At 65.4% G+C, this 15291-nt stretch carries 16 protein-coding genes; 2 read left to right on the top strand and 14 right to left on the bottom strand.

From position 1 onward, the window contains the following. Positions 1-3: 3 nt before the first annotated feature. From lpxK to BMZ19_RS05070, 4 genes are all read right to left on the bottom strand, one after another. Positions 4-1002 carry a tetraacyldisaccharide 4'-kinase gene (gene lpxK, locus BMZ19_RS05085; protein WP_090307826.1) on the bottom strand — a complete coding sequence of 333 codons (999 nt, stop codon included), beginning with the start codon at positions 1000-1002 and terminating at the stop codon, positions 4-6. Then, complete coding sequence (locus tag BMZ19_RS05080) at positions 1002-1433, bottom strand: ExbD/TolR family protein (RefSeq protein ID WP_090307825.1); 432 nt, start codon at positions 1431-1433, stop codon at positions 1002-1004. Before BMZ19_RS05080 ends, lpxK begins: the two co-directional genes overlap by 1 nt. Continuing rightward, complete coding sequence (locus BMZ19_RS05075; RefSeq protein ID WP_090307822.1) at positions 1430-2065, bottom strand: MotA/TolQ/ExbB proton channel family protein; 636 nt, start codon at positions 2063-2065, stop codon at positions 1430-1432. The genes BMZ19_RS05080 and BMZ19_RS05075 overlap by 4 nt, the downstream gene beginning before the upstream one ends. A 71-nt stretch (positions 2066-2136) precedes the next feature. Next, entirely contained in the window at positions 2137-4362 is a 2226-nt protein-coding gene (locus tag BMZ19_RS05070) for a DNA internalization-related competence protein ComEC/Rec2 (RefSeq protein WP_244517104.1), read from the bottom strand. 149 nt (positions 4363-4511) lie between these two features. On the opposite strand from BMZ19_RS05070, the gene BMZ19_RS05065 reads away from it, so the two are divergent. Beyond that, entirely contained in the window at positions 4512-5042 is a 531-nt protein-coding gene (locus BMZ19_RS05065; protein WP_090307816.1) for a DUF2062 domain-containing protein, read from the top strand. Positions 5043-5058: 16 nt separating this feature from the next. Here the strand turns inward: BMZ19_RS05065 and lolD are convergent, their stop codons facing one another. Then, complete coding sequence (gene lolD / locus BMZ19_RS05060) at positions 5059-5748, bottom strand: lipoprotein-releasing ABC transporter ATP-binding protein LolD (RefSeq protein ID WP_090307814.1); 690 nt, start codon at positions 5746-5748, stop codon at positions 5059-5061. Continuing rightward, complete coding sequence (locus BMZ19_RS05055) at positions 5741-6988, bottom strand: lipoprotein-releasing ABC transporter permease subunit (protein WP_090307811.1); 1248 nt, start codon at positions 6986-6988, stop codon at positions 5741-5743. Before BMZ19_RS05055 ends, lolD begins: the two co-directional genes overlap by 8 nt. A gap of 213 nt (positions 6989-7201) precedes the next feature. Between BMZ19_RS05055 and BMZ19_RS05050 the strand changes: the two genes are divergently transcribed. Next, positions 7202-7924: a glycerophosphodiester phosphodiesterase gene (locus BMZ19_RS05050; RefSeq protein ID WP_090307808.1), complete on the top strand. Its 723-nt coding sequence runs from the start codon at positions 7202-7204 to the stop codon at positions 7922-7924. 42 nt (positions 7925-7966) lie between these two features. On the opposite strand, the gene sthA is transcribed toward BMZ19_RS05050, so the two are convergent. The 8 genes from sthA to BMZ19_RS05010 form a co-directional block, all read right to left on the bottom strand. Further along, on the bottom strand, positions 7967-9361 hold the full coding sequence (sthA, locus tag BMZ19_RS05045) for a Si-specific NAD(P)(+) transhydrogenase (protein WP_090307806.1): 1395 nt from the start codon (positions 9359-9361) through the stop codon (positions 7967-7969). 141 nt (positions 9362-9502) lie between these two features. Next, the gene (gene nqrM, locus BMZ19_RS05040; RefSeq protein WP_090307803.1) at positions 9503-9739 is read right to left on the bottom strand and encodes a (Na+)-NQR maturation NqrM; all 237 of its coding nucleotides are present in this window, start codon (positions 9737-9739) and stop codon (positions 9503-9505) included. Further along, positions 9736-10767 carry an FAD:protein FMN transferase gene (locus BMZ19_RS05035; protein WP_090307800.1) on the bottom strand — a complete coding sequence of 344 codons (1032 nt, stop codon included), beginning with the start codon at positions 10765-10767 and terminating at the stop codon, positions 9736-9738. Before BMZ19_RS05035 ends, nqrM begins: the two co-directional genes overlap by 4 nt. Before the next feature lie 5 nt (positions 10768-10772). Next, positions 10773-11999, bottom strand: coding sequence for an NADH:ubiquinone reductase (Na(+)-transporting) subunit F (gene nqrF, locus BMZ19_RS05030; protein ID WP_090307797.1), 1227 nt, complete (start codon positions 11997-11999; stop codon positions 10773-10775). A gap of 15 nt (positions 12000-12014) precedes the next feature. After that, on the bottom strand, positions 12015-12623 hold the full coding sequence (nqrE, locus tag BMZ19_RS05025; protein WP_090307794.1) for an NADH:ubiquinone reductase (Na(+)-transporting) subunit E: 609 nt from the start codon (positions 12621-12623) through the stop codon (positions 12015-12017). Next, positions 12623-13297, bottom strand: a complete 675-nt coding sequence (locus BMZ19_RS05020) for an NADH:ubiquinone reductase (Na(+)-transporting) subunit D (protein WP_170847710.1) — start codon at positions 13295-13297, stop codon at positions 12623-12625. The genes nqrE and BMZ19_RS05020 overlap by 1 nt, the downstream gene beginning before the upstream one ends. After that, entirely contained in the window at positions 13294-14085 is a 792-nt protein-coding gene (locus BMZ19_RS05015) for a Na(+)-translocating NADH-quinone reductase subunit C (RefSeq protein WP_090307789.1), read from the bottom strand. Before BMZ19_RS05015 ends, BMZ19_RS05020 begins: the two co-directional genes overlap by 4 nt. Further along, the gene (locus BMZ19_RS05010; protein WP_090307786.1) at positions 14078-15289 is read right to left on the bottom strand and encodes an NADH:ubiquinone reductase (Na(+)-transporting) subunit B; all 1212 of its coding nucleotides are present in this window, start codon (positions 15287-15289) and stop codon (positions 14078-14080) included. The genes BMZ19_RS05015 and BMZ19_RS05010 overlap by 8 nt, the downstream gene beginning before the upstream one ends. Positions 15290-15291 lie beyond the last annotated feature (2 nt).

The following is a 15291-nucleotide window of genomic DNA, read 5'->3' as shown; positions in this document are numbered from 1 at the left end:
GCGTCAGCGTGGCAGCAGGCGCTCGAGCTGTGCGTCGAACCAGACCACGAAGGCCGGTGACGGCAGACCATCGACCGCCAGATACCACCAGTCATCGGCGGCAAATGCCCGGCATTTCACCGCATCCTTCTCGGTCATCAGCAACGGCAGGGCCGGACTGAAGCGCAGATCCTCGCGACTGTAGCTCGCGTGGTCGGCAAAGGCATGCGGAACCGGGCGCCAGTGTAGCGCCTCGAGGGTCGTGAAGAAACGCTGCGGATTGCCGATACCGGCCACCGCGTGCACCGCCTGCCCCGCGGGCAGACTGTCGAGGGGGCGACGCTCGCCGCTGACCAGGTTGACCAGCGCAGAGGGACGCAGGTTGAAGGCGAAACCGGCCTCGCTGTCGCCGGCCGCACCGTTGAGCAGGCAGGCGTCCACTTCGGCCAGGCGCTCCAGTGGCTCGCGCAGCGGACCGGCCGGCAGGCAGCGGCGATTGCCGAGGCCGCGCGCGGCATCGATCAGCACCAGCTCCAGATCGCGGGCCAGGCGGTAGTGCTGCAGGCCGTCGTCGCTGAGGATCAGGTCCAGCGGCTCCTCGGCGAGCAACGCCTGCACCGCCCGCGAACGGTCGGGATCGATCATCAGCGGCACGCCGCTGCGCTCGACGATCATCAGCGGCTCGTCACCGGCCTCTGTCGCGCGCTGGCCGGGACGCACCCGCCAGGGCAGACTGGGCGGCGTGGAGCCATAACCACGACTGACCACACCGACACGCAGCCCGCGGGCGCGGCAGTGCTCGATCAGCCAGAGAATCATCGGTGTCTTGCCGGTACCGCCGACGGTGATGTTGCCGACCACGACCACCGGCACCGGCGCGCGCCAGGCCGGCTTGCGACCGCTGAGGAAGTCGGCGCGCCGGCGCCGCTGCACCCGCCGGTACAGGGCCTCCAGCGGGCGCAGCAGGACCAGGGCCGGATGGCCTTGATACCAGGCCGCCGACAGACGCTCGGCGAAACTCATCAGGGCTGGGCCGGCTGCGCTTCGACCGTGGTGATGCGCAAGCGGGAGAAGCCCAGCTTGCCGGCCGCATCCATCGCCGTGATCACCGCCTGGTGCGGGGTACGCGCATCGGCGCTGATCACCAGCGGCAGGCTGCTGTCACCTGCCGACTCCTTCTGCAGCGCACTGCTCAGGGTCGCCAGGTCGCTCTTGACCAGACTCTGGCCGTTGAGCGAATAACTGCCGTCGGCAGCGATCATGACTTCCAGCTGCTTGAGTTCGGTTTCCTCCACCGGCGTCGCGCTGTCAGCTTCCGGCAGGTCGATCTTCAGCTGGGTCTCGCGAGTGAAGGTGGTGGTCACCACGAAGAACAGCAGCAGGATGAACACCACGTCGATCAGCGGCGCCAGGCCGATCTCGACGTTTTCCCGTGGTTTGCGCCGGAATTTCACCGCTTGCCGCCCTCGCCCAGATCGACGTCACGGTCGCCCTGCACCACTTCCACCAGGCGGATGGCCTCCTGCTCCATACCCACCACCAGCTCGTCGACGCGCCGCTGCAGGTAGCGATGGAAGAACAGGGCCGGAATACCGACGAACAGGCCGGCCGCAGTGGTGATCAGCGCCTTGGAGATGCCGCCGGCGAGTACCGGCGCATTGGCCATGCCGCTACCCATGAAGCCGCTGAAGATCTCGATCATGCCCAGCACGGTGCCGAGCAGGCCGAGCAGCGGTGCGATGGCGGCGATGGTGCCCAAGGCGTTGAGGTAGCGCTCCAGTTCATGGATGACCCGGGCGGCTGCCTCCTCGATGCACTCCTTCATCACCTCGCGACCATGCTTGGAGTTGGCCAGGCCTGCGGCCAGCACCTCGCCCAGCGGCGACGAGGCCCGCAGTTCCTTGAGCTTCTGGCCGTCCAGTTGCTTGTCCTGAATCCAGCGCCAGACCTGGCCGAGCAGATTGGCCGGCGTGATCCGTGCCGGACGCAGAGTCCACAGGCGCTCGGCACTGATGCCGATGGCCGCGATAGAACAGAGAATGATCGGCAGCATCATCCAGCCGCCGGCTTTGACCAGTTCCCACACAGTTGCCAACCCCCTCAAAAAAGTGGCGCCACTCTAGCACAGCGTCGCAGACCTGCCGCCCGCCGCCGTTCTCATTTTTCCCGCCAGAAACGTGATTCACCACGCTCGCTGAGGAGCGCCACGCGACGCCCCAGTTGGATGCGCAGCGCACCGTCGCTGGCGGTATCGTGCAGGCGGGCACCCGCCGCCCGGTAACGCGCCACCACCGACGGATGGGGGTGACCGAACGAATTGAGCCAACTGCGGGAAAACACCACCGCCTGCGGCGCCACCGCGGCGACGAAACCCGCCGAGGAGGAGCTGCGACTGCCGTGATGAGCCGCCAGCAGCCAGTCGGCGCGCAGGTCGTGTCCACTGCCGAGCAGATGCCGTTCGCCAGCGACGCCGATGTCGCCGGTCAGCAGCAGGCGCTCACCCTGCGCCTCGACCAGCAGCAGGCACGAGGCATCGTTGGCATTCCCCGCCGCATCCCAGAACCAGGTGGTGAACTGCACGCCATCCCACTGCCAGCGCTCGCCATCCCGACAGGCCTCGGCGACACGGGGCAGCTGCAGGGCCGGCGCCTCGCCACTGAGCAGCCGCGCTACCGGCAGTCCGGCCAGCAGCGCAGCCGCTCCGCCGGCGTGGTCCTGATCGGCGTGACTGAGCAGCAGCAAATCCAGCTGCCGCACGCCGAGACCACGCAGGGTCGGCAGCACCACCTTCGCACCGCTGTCGAAGCCGCGAGCGGCAGGCCCCGCGTCATACAACACGACATGTCCGCGGGTACGCACCAGCACCGCCAGGCCCTGCCCGACATCCAGCACATGCACCTCGGCCTGCCCCGCGGGTACCGGCTCCACCGGCGGCGACAGCAGCGGCAGCACCATCAGCACGCCGAACAGGCGCACCGGGATGCCCACCGGCAACAATGTCAACAGCATGCCGAGGCCTCCAAGCAGCACCGCCCAACCCGGCGCAGCCGCCAGCTGCACGGCCGGCGCCAGTTCGGCCAGCCAGGCCAGCAGGGCGAACAGCAGTTCCAGCTGGGTGCCGGCCAGCCACAGCAGGCCGCTGCCTACGCCGGACAGCGGCAACAGCAGGGTGCCGAGCAGCGCCAGCGGCACCACCGCGATACCGACCCAGGGCACGGCCAGCAGATTGGCCAGCGGGCCACTGGCACTGACCGGCAAACCCAGAGCCAGCAACAGCGGCAACAACCCCAGCGCCATCGCCCACTGCGCACGCAGCAGCATCTGCCAGCCGGCCGGAGGCCCAAGCCGCCCACTGAAACACCAAGCCAGCAACGCCACCGCCGCGAACGACAACCAGAAGCCCGGCTGCAGGCTGGCCAGCGGCTCGGCCAGCAGCACCAGGCTCAGCGCCACCAGCAGTGGCAGCCAGACGCCCAGATGGCGAAAACGCCAGCGCCACAACAGCAGCACCGCGAGCATGGCGCAGGCCCGCTGCACCGGTACTTCAAAGCCGGCCAGCAAGCCATAACCCAGCGCGCCGAGCATCGCCAGCCCGCAGGCGAATGGCAGCCACGGCCACTGGCGCGGCCACCAGCCAAGACGGAACAACCCGAGCACCAGCGCATAGAGCAGTCCACCGAGCAGCGCCACGTGCTGCCCGGAGATCACCAGCAGATGGACGGTGCCGGTGGCCTGGAGAATCTGCCAATCGACGTCGCTCAACCCCGAGCCGTCTCCCAGCACCAGCGCCGCCAGGGTGCCTTCGCGGCCGCGCGCGTCCACCGCCAGCAGGCGGTGGCGCAAACTGTCGCGCCAACCGGCAGGCCCCTCGGCGACGTCCAGCCGCTCGCCAGCCTTCACCGTACCAGTGGCGCCGATACGCCGCGCGGTGAGCCAGGCTTCATAGTCGAAGGCATGTGGATTGACCTGACCGCGCGGCCGCTTGAGACGCACGGCCAGACGCCAGACCTCGCCGGCGACCAGCGCTGGCGGATCGTACCAGGACAGACGCAGGCGCTGCGGCAACTGCGCACGGCGCGACTCGGCCTGCTCCAGGTAGAAACGCACGACACCCGCCCCCTCCTCCGGCAAGCCGGCGACCCGCCCCTGCAGCCACAGGGTCTGGCCGTCCAGCTCGACGGGCAGACGGTCGTCCAGCGCCAGTTGCGCCGAGCCACAACCCCAGGCCAGACCGAGCAGGAACAGACCCAGCGGGTAGAGGCGCGACCCCAGCAGGACCGCACCCAGCACAGCCAGCATGAGCAGCACGCCAGTGGCCGGCAATTGCGGCAGAAAGCGCAGGCACAGCAGCCCGCCACAGAGCGCGATCATTCCCAATCGCATGACACTCATCCTTGAGCTGGCCGACAGACGGCGCTGGTGAAACCCTGTTACAGAATGACCGACAACCTGTCCGGAAATTTGTTCCGGCGGATCCATAGGCGGTGGATTCTGTGCATAATACTGGCGCTTAATCTCCGCCGAGAGCCCCTATGCCGCGCCGTATTTTCAAGCGATACATGCCTGACCCGGACAGCATCAGGAGCAACAAGTCCCTGCGCTTTCTCGGCCACCTGATCCACGACGCCAACCTCTGGCACCTCAACCGCCATTCGGTGGCGCGGGCCATGGCCGTGGGTCTGTTCGCCGCCTTCATTCCGATCCCCATGCAGATGCTGCTGGCCGCCTCGCTGGCCATCCCGGTCCGCGGCAACCTGCCGATCTCCATCGGCCTGGTCTGGCTGACCAATCCGATCACCATGCCGCCGGTGTTCTACTGCACCTACAAACTGGGCGCGTGGATGATGCAGCTGCCCGCGATCAGCCTGCCCGAGCACCTGAGCCTGGAGTGGATCACCAGCGAGCTGGGCGCCCTGTGGCAACCCTTCCTGCTCGGCTCGTTCGTGTCCGGCGTGGTCTGCGCCATCCTGGGCTACAGCCTGACCATGCTCTACTGGCGCTGGTGGGTTCGGCGCAGCTGGCAAAAGCGTCAGCTCCTGCGCCGCCAGCAACGCCACCCCTGAGCCGTCGGCGCGCCGACTACTCCACCGCCACCAGACGCCCGTCTTCCAGACGCAGGATGCGATCCATCTGCCGCGCCAGGGCAACGTCGTGGGTCACAACCAGGAAGGCCGTGTGCAGCGAGCTGCTCAGCTCCTGCATCAGCTCCTGGATACCCTTCGCAGTGTGCTGGTCGAGGTTGCCGGTCGGCTCGTCGAGCAGCACCAGCGCCGGCCGATTGACCAGGGCGCGGGCGATGGCCACACGCTGGCGCTCGCCGCCGGACAGCTCGGCCGGCTTGTGACCCAGGCGATGACCCAGACCGACCCGTTCCAGCAGCGCACGCGCCTTCTCGCGCGCCTCGCCGATCGGCATACGCCCGATCAACAGCGGCATGCACACGTTCTCCAGCGCACTGAACTCCGGCAGCAGGTGATGGAACTGGTAGACGAAGCCCATGGCGCGGTTGCGCAGCAGGCCGCGAGCATTCTCATTGAGGGCCGACAGCTCCTCCCCCGCCAGCCAGACGCTGCCCTCGCTGGGTGTATCCAGACCGCCGAGCAGGTTGAGCAACGTGGTCTTGCCGGAGCCTGAGCTACCGACGATGGCCACCCGCTCGCCGGGCTGCAGGGCCAGCTCGACGCCGGCGAGTACCTCCACCGACTGCGGGCCTTCCTCGTAACGCTTGCCGAGGTTGCGGCACAGCAGCACCGCCTTGTCATTACTCATAGCGCAGAGCCTCCGCCGGCTGGGTACGCGCTGCCCGCCAGGCCGGGTACAGGGTGGCGAAGAAGCTCATCAGCAGCGCCGCCGAGCAGATCAGCACCACATCCTCGACACGCAGCTGCGACGGCAGGTAGTTGATGAAATACACATCCGAGCTGAGGAACTTCTGCCCCAGCAGGTTCTCCAGCGCGGCGACCCAGGCGGTAACGTTGAGCGCGGAAATCACCCCGAGCACGCCACCGATCAGGGTGCCGACCACGCCGATCACCGTGCCCTGAACCATGAACACCAGCATGATCTGCCGCGGGGTCATGCCCAGGGTGCGCAGGATGGCGATATCGGCCTTCTTGTCGGTCACCACCATCACCAGGGTGGAGATGATGTTGAAGGCGGCCACCGCGACGATCAGCAGCAGCAACAGGCCGATCATGGTCTTTTCCATCTGGATCGCCTGGAACAGGCTGCCATGGCTGCGCGTCCAGTCGCGAGCGACGTAATCCTCGCTGCCGAAGCTGCCGGCAATCTCCCAGGCCACCTGCGGCGCCAGGAACAGATCCTTGAGCTTGAGGCGCACGCCCTCCACCTGGTTTTCCTGCCAGCGCGACAGGCGTGCGGCATCGCCAATGTGGATCAGCGCCAGCGAGCTGTCCAGCTCGGCGCCGACCTTGAACACGCCGACCACGGTGAAGCGCTTGAGGCGCGGGAACACCCCGCCCGGGGTCACCGAAGCCTCGGGCAGGATGAAGGTCAGCTTGTCGCCGACATTGACCCGGAAGCGCCGCGCGGTGATCTCGCCGATGATAATGCCGAACTCGCCGCTCTGCAGATCGTCCAGCCGGCCCTGGACCATGTGCTGATCGATGATCGAGACGTTCTTCTCCGCCTCCGGCAGTACCGCGTTGACCAGCACCGGCTGCACCCCGCCGCTGTGGGTGAGCATGCCCTGCAGCTGACTGAACGGCGCCACCGCCACCACCTCGGGATGCTTGGCCACCTGGGAGGCCAGCGCTTGCCAGTCGTCGATCGGCTGGTAACTGCTGATGGTCGCGTGCGGCACCATGCCGAGGATGCGCGTACGCAGTTCGCGGTCGAAACCGTTCATCACCGACAACACCAGGATCATCACCAGCACACCAAGGGCGAGACCGACCATCGAGGTGAGGGAAATGAACGAGATGAAGTGGTTGCGACGTTTGGCACGCGTGTAACGCATACCGATAAAGACGGATAAGGGTCTGAACATGCTTGGGCTGCTTTGCAGGCGAAAGGAAGACGTCCGTTTGTCACGGTGTGGGCTGCGACTGCTTACAGACCACGCCACTGGCCGGCAGTTCGCCGGACCGGCGGCAGTCTACCGCAACGCCGGGCGGCGCGCACCGCCACCCCGGGCAGCCCCTCCCCAAAGCCGGCGCGCCGTGATAGAAGACAACATCAGCCCATCGTTCAAGGAGCCGTCGTGCCCCTCATCTACGGCCATCGCGGCGCCCGGGGCGAGACCCCGGAAAACACCCTCGCCAGCTTCCAGCGCTGCCTCGAGCAGGGCGTGACCCGCTGCGAGCTGGACCTGCACCTGTCCGCCGACGACCAGCTGATGGTGATCCACGACCCCACCCTCAAGCGCACCACCGGTCAGCGCGGCAAGGTCGCCCGCTACAGCGCCGCCGAGCTAGAGCAGCTCGATGCCCGCGCCGCCGGACCCGCCTGGCCGCAACCCTGCCCGATTCCGCGCCTGCGCACGCTGTTCGCGCACTGCCCCTTTGAGCACTGGCAGCTGGAGGTGAAAAGCGCCTCGAGAGTTCGCGCCGAGCGCATGGTCAAGGCGATTGCCGCTCTGACCGGCGAGTTCGGCCTGGAAGACAAGGTGACCGTCACCAGCAGCTCGCGCAGCGTGCTACGCGCCCTGCAGGAACTGGCGCCGCAGCTGGCCCGTGGCCTGGTGGCCGAGTACGCCTGGCTCGATCCGCTGAAGGTGGCGCAGCGCTACGAATGCAGCATGCTGGTGCTGAACTGGACACTGTGCAGTCCGGAGCGCCTGCGCCGGGCGCAGCAGCTCGGACTGCACGTGTCGGTGTGGACGGTCAACGAACCGGTGCTGATGCGCCGGCTCGCCGACCTGGGCGTGGACAGCCTGATCACAGACTTTCCCGGTTTGGCCATAGCCACCCTCGGGAATCGCTGAGCGGCCACTCTCCGACCGGCTCAGGCCACCGGTCGGAGCCGCTCAAAAAAGCCGGTTGAGGCCATCGAACGCCGCCACCCGATAGGCTTCGGCCATGGTCGGGTAGTTGAAGGTGGTGTTGATGAAATACTTGATGGTATTCGCCTCGCCCTTCTGATTCATGATCGCCTGACCGATATGGACGATTTCCGAGGCCTGGTAGCCGAAGCAGTGCACGCCGAGGATCTGCAGGCTCTCGCGATGGAAGAGGATCTTCAGCATGCCGACCCGCTCGTTGGAGATCTGCGCGCGCGCCATCGACTTGAAGAACGCCTTGCCGACCTCGTAAGGGATCTTCTCCTTGGTCAGCTCCTGCTCGTTCTTGCCGATCGAGCTGATCTCCGGAATGGTGTAGATACCGGTCGGCACGTCATCGACGAAGTGCCAGCTGTCGTTGTCGACGATGTTGCCGGCGGCCGAGCGCCCCTGGTCGTAGGCGGCACTGGCCAGGCTCGGCCAGCCGATCACGTCGCCGGCGGCGTAGATGTTCGCCACACTGGTGCGGTAGTGCTGGTCGACGGCAATCTGCCCGCGGCTGTTGGCCTCGATACCGACGTTCTCCAGAGCGAGCTTGTCAGTGTTGCCGGTACGGCCGTTGCACCACAGCAGGGCATCGGCCTTGATCTTCTTGCCCGACTTCAGGTGTAGCACCACGCCGTGATCCTGACCCTCGATGCGCTCGTACTCCTCGTGGTGACGGATCAGCACGTTGTTGTTGCGCAGGTGATAGCTCAGCGCATCGGAAATCTCGTCATCCAGGAAGCTGAGCAACTGGTCGCGGTTGTCGATCAGGTCGACCAGCACCCCCAGGCCACTGAAGATCGACGCATATTCGCAACCGATGACCCCGGCTCCGTAGATGATCATTCGCCGCGGGGTGTGGCTGAGGTTGAGGATGGTGTCGCTGTCGTAGATCCGCGGATGGCTGAAGTCGACATCGGCCGGACGGTAGGGACGCGAGCCGGTGGCCACCACCACCTGCTTGGTCACCAGCTTTTCCACCACGCCGTTGTGGGTCACCACCTCGATGGTGTGCTCGTCGGCGAAACTAGCGGTACCGAAGAACACGTCGACGCGATTGCGTGCGTAGTAGCCGGTGCGCGAGGCGACCTGCTTGTCGATCACCAACTCGGCGCTCTTCAGCACATCGGGGAAGGAGAACCAGCGCGGCTCGCCGATCTGGCGGAACATCGGATTGGTGTTGAACTGCAGAATCTGGCGGACCGAATGACGCAGGGCCTTGGAGGGAATGGTGCCCAGGTGCGTGCAGTTGCCACCAACCAGCTTGCGGCTATCCACCACCGCCACCTTGCGCCCGCTCTTGGCGGCGCTCATCGCCGCCCCCTCGCCTGCCGGGCCCGAGCCCAGCACCACCACGTCATAGTTGTAGACGGCCATCTGTCACTCCTTAGGGACAAACTGCAACCCGCATCAGGCGGGCCTCACATCCGGCGCCGGATTCATGTCGCGAGCCCCGTGGCTCGCGGTCGGCGACCGTAAATAAAAACGGGGCAGTGATGGTCACTGCCCCGTCGGGGTTCAGCTGCGACGGGTCGCGTCGTAGGCCTGCACAGCGGACGGCTTGCCGTCACCTTCGCTGTTGGCTTCCTCGCACTTCTGGGTGTCACCACCGCAGATCGGACACTCGTCCTTCTCGATGCCCAGGTTGGCGATACCGCCACAGGAGCCGGCGATCGGCTTGCGCCCCATGATCACTCCGATAGCCATGCCGAATACCACCAGCAGCATGACCGCAAAAGCCAGTAACCAGGTCATGGTCGTTCCCCTTGCGCCGCGATCAGCGCGTCAAAAGCCTTGGTTGCGTGGGTGACGTAGCCTTCACCTTCGCGGGTCACGAAGAAGGCCGCGATCCCCTGCCGCTCCGCCCAGATTACGCCCTCTTCCGGCCCCAGCACCATCAACAGGGTGGACAGGCCATCGGCCAGCAGAGCCTTGGGGTGCAGCACGGTCACCGCCGCCAGGCGGTGGGTAATCGGTGCGCCGCTGCGCGGATCGAGGGTGTGCGAGTAGCGCCGGCCATTTTCCTCGAAGTAGTTGCGATAGTCACCCGAGGTCGAGACGCCGTAGCCGTCCAGTTCAAGCACCTTCTGTGCCACCCGCTGATCGTCGCGCGGTTCCTCGACGGCGATACGCCAGGGCGAACCGTCCGGCTTACGCCCGCGCGCCTTGAGTTCGCCGGTGGCCTCCACCAGATAGCTGCCCACGCCCTGCTGCTCGAGCCAGGCGGCGATGCGGTCGACCGCGTGGCCGGCGGCGATGCTGTTGAAGTCCACCTGCAGCTTGACGTCCTTGCACAGCTGCTCGCCGTCGATGCGCAGGTGCCGATGGCCGACGCGCTGGCGCGCGGCGGCAATCGCTTCGGCGCTGGGCACCTGCTCGCCGCGCGACTTGGGCCCGAAGCCCCACAGGTTGAGCAGCGGCTCGATGGTCAGGTCAAAGGCGCCATCACTCTGCAGCGCCAAGCCCTCGCCCAGGCGCACCAGCTCCAGCACATCCTGCGGCATCGCCATGCAGGTACCGGCCGGCGCGCGGTTGAACTGCTCGATCAGCGAATCGTCGCGGTAGGTGGACATCTGACTGTCGACCTCGGCGAGGATCGCCTCGACGCCGGTCTGCAGGGTCGCGGCATCCGCCACTCCGTCGGCACGCACGTACTTGATCGCGTAGGTGCTGCCCATGGTTGGACCGCCGAAGGACTCCAGCGGATCGGAAAACAAACAGCCCGTCAGGGCTGTCGCACAGACGACAGCGATGACGGGCCGCAGCACTGCTGCCAGGGACATCGGGACTAGCCGCCGAAGTCGTCGAGCAGGATGTTTTCGCGCTCCACACCCAGATCCAGCAGCATCTTGATCACTGCCGCGTTCATCATCGGCGGACCGCACATGTAGAACTCGCAGTCCTCCGGCGCCGGATGGTCCTTCAGGTAGTTCTCGAACAGCACGTTGTGGATGAAGCCCTTGAGACCGCTCCAGTTATCCTCGGGCTGCGGATCGGACAGCGCCAGGTGCCACTTGAAGTTCGGGTTCTCGGCCTGCAGCTGATCGTACTCCTCGACGTAGAACGCCTCGCGCATGGAGCGCGCACCGTACCAGAAGCTGATCTTGCGGGTGGACTTCAGGCGCTTGAGCTGGTCGAAGATGTGCGAACGCATCGGCGCCATGCCGGCACCGCCGCCGATGAACACCATCTCGTTGTCGGTGTCCTTGGCGAAGAACTCGCCGAAGGGTCCGTACACGGTGATCTTGTCGCCCGGCTTGAGGTTGAACACGAACGAGGACATCTTGCCCGGCGGGATCTCGTCCTTGCCCGGCGGCGGCGTGGCGATGCGGATGTTGAACTTCACCAGTCCGCGCTCTTCCGGGTAGTTGGCCATGGAGTAGGCGCGAATGGTCGGCTCATCCACCTTGGACACGTAGCGCCACATGTTGAACTTGTCCCAGTCGCCGCGGTATTCGGGCTGGATGTCGAAGTCCTTGTAGTTGACCACGTGCGGCGGGCACTCCAGCTGCACGTAACCGCCGGCGCGGAAGTCGACGTTCTCGCCTTCCGGCAGCTTGAGGGTCAGCTCCTTGATGAAGGTGGCGACGTTGGGGTTGGACTGCACCGTGCATTCCCACTTCTTCACCCCGAACACTTCTTCCGGCACTTCGATCTTCATGTCCTGCTTGACCGGGGTCTGGCAGGACAGGCGCCAGCCGGCCTTGGCCTCGCGCTTGGTGAAGTGCGACTCCTCGGTCGGCAGCATCTCGCCGCCACCCGACTCGACGATGCACTTGCACTGCGCGCAGGTGCCGCCGCCGCCACAGGCCGAGGACAGGAAGACGTTGTTGTTGGCCAGGGTCTGCAGCAGCTTGCCGCCGGCCGGTACGGTAATGGTCTTCTCGCCGTTGATCTCGATGGTCACGTCGCCGCTGGACACCAGCTTGGCGCGTGCCGCGAGGATGATCACCACCAGTGCGAGCACGATGGCGGTGAACATGCCGATGGCGAGGAAAATCTCGAAATTGATCATCTGTTCATCCCTTCCTTAGAGCTGCACACCGGAGAAGGACATGAAGCCCAGCGACATCAGTCCGATGGTGATGAAGGTGATACCCAGCCCCTGCAGACCGGCGGGAACGTCGCTGTACTTGAGCTTCTCGCGCACACCGGCAAGCACGGCAATCGCCAGCGCCCAGGAGAAGCCCGAGCCCAGACCGTAGACCACGCTCTCGGAGAGGTTGTAGTCGCGCTCGACCATGAACAGCGAGCCGGCCATGATGGCGCAGTTCACCGTGATCAGCGGCAGGAACACGCCCAGCGCGTTGTAGAGCGAGGGCACGTACTTGTCGAGGAGCATCTCGAGAATCTGCACGATGGCAGCGATCACTCCGATGTAGCTGAGCAGGCCGAGGAAGCTGAGGTCGACTTCCGGCAGCCCGGCCCAGGCCAGCGCGCCTTCCTTGAGCAGGTAGGTATACAGCAGGTTGTTGGCCGGCACGGTGATGGTCTGCACCACCACCACGGCGATACCCAGACCGATCGCCGTTTCCACCTTCTTGGAAATGGCGATGAAGGTGCACATGCCGAGGAAGAAGGCCAGCGCCATGTTCTCCACGAACACGGCCTTCACGAACAGGCTGATATAGTGTTCCATCAGTAGGCCTCCTTGTTCAGCACTTGCGGAGCCATCTTGTAGCTGGGCGCCTCGACCTGCTCTTTCTTCCAGGTACGCAGGGCCCAGATGATCAGGCCGATCAGGAAGAATGCCGAGGGAGGCAGCAGCAGCAGACCGTTGGGCTGGTACCAGCCGCCGTCATTGACCACCGGAATGATCTCGAAGCCCAGCAGCTTGCCGGCGCCGAACAGCTCGCGAACGATGCCGAGCACGATCAGCATGGCGCTGTAACCCAGGCCGTTACCGATGCCGTCGAAGAACGACAGCACCGGCGGATTCTGCATGGCGAAGGCTTCGGCACGGCCCATCACGATGCAGTTGGTGATGATCAGACCGACGAACACCGACAGCTGCTTGGCCAGACTGAAGGCGTAGGCCTTGAGGACCTGATCGACCACGATCACCAGTGAGGCGATGATCACCATCTGCACGATCATGCGGATCGAGCTGGGGATCTGACTGCGCACCATCGAGATGAACAGGTTGGAGAAGCCGGTCACCAGGGTCAGGGCGATCGACATCACCAGCGCGGTCTTCAGGTTCGAGGTCACCGCCAGCGCCGAACAGATGCCAAGGATCTGCAGGCCGATGGGGTTGTTGTGGAAGATCGGATTAAGCAGGACTTCCTTGATAGTCGGTTGGGACATGATCAGGCCTCCCCAGCACGCAGATTAGCAATGAAGGAGCCGAAGCCGCCCTGGCCCAGCCAGAACTTCAGCAGATTGTCGACGCCCTTGCTGGTCAGGGTCGCACCGGCCAGACCGTCGACCTGATGAATCGCCTGCGCACTCTGCGGATCGACGCCGCCCTTGACGATCGCGATGACCGGCTCGCCCTGCTCGTTGAACAGGGTCTTGCCCGGCCACAGCGCCTTCCACTTCGGATTGTCCACCTCGCCGCCCAGACCGGGGGTCTCGGCATGCTGGTAGAAGCCGAAGCCGGCCACGGTATTGAGGTCGCCCTTGACCGCCATGAAGCCGTGCAGGGTCGACCACAGGCCGTAGCCGCGCACCGGCAGGATCAGGGTTTCCAGCTGCCCGTCGGCGGTCTCCACCAAATAGACGGTGGTAAAGCGCTCGCGACGCTTGATCGAGGCGATGTCCTGCTCGCCACCGAGCGCGTCGGACAACTTGGGATCCTTGGCTGCCTTGAGCGGATCGAAGGTCGCAGCATTCAGCTCGTCGGTGAACCGGCCGGTCTGCAGGTCGACCACGCGCGCACGGATGCGGCTGGCGAACAGCTCCTTGACCTGCTTGCCGGACATTTCGGCCTCACCCAGACCGGCAATGGCCAGGATGCTGCGCTGCTTGTCCAGTTGACGGTTCTCGATCTGGGTCGGCTTCAACGCCACGGCGGCGCCGGCGACGAACACCGAGCACACCAGGCAGACCACCAGCGCCACCATCAGGGTGCGGGCAGTCGACTCTTTTTGACTAGACATTGCGTGCCAGCCTCCGCTTGATATTGGCCTGAACGACGAAGTGGTCGATCAGCGGTGCAAACAGGTTGGCGAACAGGATCGCCAGCATCATGCCTTCCGGGAATGCCGGGTTGACCACGCGGATCAGCACCACCATCAGGCCGATCAGGGCGCCGAACAGCCACTTGCCGGTGTTGGTCATCGACGCCGAAACCGGGTCGGTGGCCATGAACAGCATGGCGAAGGCGAAACCGCCGACCACCAGGTGCCAGTGCCAGGGCATGGCGAACATCGGGTTGCTGTCCGAGCCGATGGTGTTGAACAGGGTGCTGGTGGCGACCATGCCGATCATCACGCCGGCGACGATGCGCCAGGAGGCGATCTTGGTCAGCAGCAGCACCGCACCGCCGATGAAGATGGCCAGGGTGCTGGTCTCGCCGACCGAGCCGTGAATGGTGCCGACAAAGGCATCCATCCAGGTGATGCCCTGACCGACGATCGCCTCCACCCCGCCGGCAGCGCCCAGGCTCAGGCTGGTGGCGCCGACATAGCCGTCCACCGCGGTCCACACGCCGTCACCCGACAGCTGCGCCGGATAGGCGAAGAACAGGAAGGCACGGCCGGCCAGCGCCGGGTTGAGGAAGTTCTTGCCGGTGCCGCCGAACACTTCCTTGGCGATCACCACGCCGAAGCTGATACCCAGAGCGACCTGCCACAGCGGAATGCTCGGCGGCAGGATCAGGGCGAACAGCACGGAGGTGACGAAGAAGCCTTCGTTGACCTCGTGACGACGGATGGAAGCGAACAGCACTTCCCAGAAACCGCCGACGATGAAGGTCACCAGGTAGATCGGCAGGAAGTACGCCGCACCCTGGATGAAGCAGTCCCACAGGCTGTTCGGATCGAAACCGGCCAGCGAGCCGATCAGCGAGAAGCGCCAGCCGTCCTGCGCCGCCAGCAGCTCGGGGCTCTGGGCGAAGATCAGGTTGGCCTGGTAGCCGACGTTCCACATGCCGAAGAACATCGCCGGGAAGGTGCACAGCCACACGGTGATCATCATGCGCTTGAGGTCGATGCCGTCACGCACGTGGGCGGTGGTCCTGGTCACGCTGCCGGGGCGATAGAAAAAGGTGTCCACCGCCTCATAGAGGGCGTACCACTTCTCGTATCTGCCGCCTTTTTCGAAGTTGTGCTCGATCTTGTCGAGATATTCGCGCACGCCCATGT

Origin of the sequence: Pseudomonas linyingensis (assembly GCF_900109175.1) — a bacterium.
Taxonomy (GTDB): domain Bacteria; phylum Pseudomonadota; class Gammaproteobacteria; order Pseudomonadales; family Pseudomonadaceae; genus Geopseudomonas; species Geopseudomonas linyingensis.
Note: the sequence above shows the minus strand (reverse complement) of the source record. Positions and strands in the feature narration are given on the sequence as shown.

Bases quoted from the DNA above. Each gene is read 5' to 3' on its own strand.
- lpxK (WP_090307826.1), bottom strand. From the start codon at position 1,002: ATGAGTTTCGCCGAGCGTCTGTCGGCGGCCTGGTATCAAGGCCATCCG.
- BMZ19_RS05070 (WP_244517104.1), bottom strand. From the start codon at position 4,362: ATGCGATTGGGAATGATCGCGCTCTGTGGCGGGCTGCTGTGCCTGCGC.
- BMZ19_RS05065 (WP_090307816.1), top strand. From the start codon at position 4,512: ATGCCGCGCCGTATTTTCAAGCGATACATGCCTGACCCGGACAGCATC.
- lolD (WP_090307814.1), bottom strand. From the start codon at position 5,748: ATGAGTAATGACAAGGCGGTGCTGCTGTGCCGCAACCTCGGCAAGCGT.
- BMZ19_RS05055 (WP_090307811.1), bottom strand. From the start codon at position 6,988: ATGTTCAGACCCTTATCCGTCTTTATCGGTATGCGTTACACGCGTGCC.
- sthA (WP_090307806.1), bottom strand. From the start codon at position 9,361: ATGGCCGTCTACAACTATGACGTGGTGGTGCTGGGCTCGGGCCCGGCA.
- nqrM (WP_090307803.1), bottom strand. From the start codon at position 9,739: ATGACCTGGTTACTGGCTTTTGCGGTCATGCTGCTGGTGGTATTCGGC.
- BMZ19_RS05035 (WP_090307800.1), bottom strand. From the start codon at position 10,767: ATGTCCCTGGCAGCAGTGCTGCGGCCCGTCATCGCTGTCGTCTGTGCG.
- nqrF (WP_090307797.1), bottom strand. From the start codon at position 11,999: ATGATCAATTTCGAGATTTTCCTCGCCATCGGCATGTTCACCGCCATC.
- nqrE (WP_090307794.1), bottom strand. From the start codon at position 12,623: ATGGAACACTATATCAGCCTGTTCGTGAAGGCCGTGTTCGTGGAGAAC.
- BMZ19_RS05015 (WP_090307789.1), bottom strand. From the start codon at position 14,085: ATGTCTAGTCAAAAAGAGTCGACTGCCCGCACCCTGATGGTGGCGCTG.
- BMZ19_RS05010 (WP_090307786.1), bottom strand. From the start codon at position 15,289: ATGGGCGTGCGCGAATATCTCGACAAGATCGAGCACAACTTCGAAAAA.